The 1315-nt window shown below is 77.2% G+C and carries 1 protein-coding gene; it reads right to left on the bottom strand.

Features of this window, described 5'->3' with window-relative positions; genetic code table 11:
- On the bottom strand, nt 1–664 hold a 664-nt coding region (locus ACWEVO_RS36595; protein ID WP_452311963.1), incomplete at its 3' end, for an N-acetyltransferase.
- Between the last annotated feature and the right edge of the window lie 651 nt (nt 665–1315).

The following is a 1315-nucleotide window of genomic DNA, read 5'->3' as shown; positions in this document are numbered from 1 at the left end:
CACTCGTCCGGCCGTTGCGTGTTCGCCCGCCGGTGCGGCGCACCGGCCAGCGGGTGTTGCTGCCGGAGCGGCCGGTCCAGAACGGTGACAGCCGCCACATCGGCCGCGCCGTCGTGCCGCCCGGGACCGGGAAGGCGTCCCGGTCCAGGTAGCCGTGGCGCCGGTAGAGGTCCCGGTCGGCGTCGCTGAGGGCCTCCGTGTAGGTCGGCAGGCTCAGGGTGTCCATCCAGCGCTGCGCCCCGGCGAGCAGCGCGGCGGCCCGGCGTACCCGGTCTGGCCCGGGCGCGGCCAGCATCGCCAGGTGGTTGTGCGGCTCGGTGGGGCGGCGCGCGGCGAGCGCCCGGCCGAGGCGGAGGAACCGCTCGTGATAGGCCCCGCACGCCGCGCCGAGGCGGTCGACGTACCGGGCCGGGGAGGGGATGGGCCGGTACCGGTGGAACCAGATCGTGGCCGCCGTGCCGTCCGGCAGCAGGAAGGCGTCGCCGAAGAGCAGCGCGTGCTCCACCCAGATGCGGGCCACGGCGGCCAGGACGGTGGCGCGGCGCCGCTCGTCCGGGACGAGCCAGGCGCCGAGGGTGGTCGGACAGAGGGTGTCGCTGACGAGGTCGACGATCCGGTCGGTGTCGCACCACCGGGCCCGGACGACAGGCGTGCTCACGCTCATGGGAACTCCTGGTCGGGTCGATCGGGTAGGTCGGAAGGGGCCGCCGGTTGGGACGCGGGGCTCTCCGCGGGCCGGCGCGGGCCACCAGGGGCCGTCAGGCAGGCGGGTACGCGGAGCTGCCGGTGCCGCCCGCCGTGGCGGGACGGACCGGCTCGTCGGTCAGGCGGGTCGGGTGCCCGGTCGGGGTGAGCGCGACGGGTGGGCGCTGTCGCCGGAGTCGCGGCACGGGCGCCCGGACTGGGCGGGCGGCGTCCAGTCGTGGGCGGTGGCTTCCGCCAGATCGCCGTGCCCCGCGGTCCCGGCACCGGCGCCGGTCGTGGTCGGGGCGTGCGTGCCGGACCCGGCGGCGATGTCCGCCGGAAGCGGCCGGGGGTGGCCCGGTTGACCGGTCCGCAGAGCCGGACCGACCGCGGTGAAGCTCCACCGCGTCCGGAGCGAGGCGGGGTGTCCCCGCCCGACCCGGGAAACCCGCTCGGTGACCTCGAACAGGACCGGTCGGGTCGCGGCGGCCGGGCCGATCGGATCCGCGGCCGGGGCGGGCACGGCAGGCGGGACATGATCGCGTGCGCGGCCAGCTGAGGCAGCATCTTTCCCGGATGGCTGGAGGTCTGCGGGACGTATCGGCCTCGCCGCTGGTCACGGGCGGGCTGC

It is taken from the genome of Micromonospora sp. NPDC003776 (assembly GCF_053605645.1).
The sequence above is the reverse complement of the archived record's forward strand: the minus strand, read 5'-3'. Positions and strand labels throughout refer to the sequence as shown.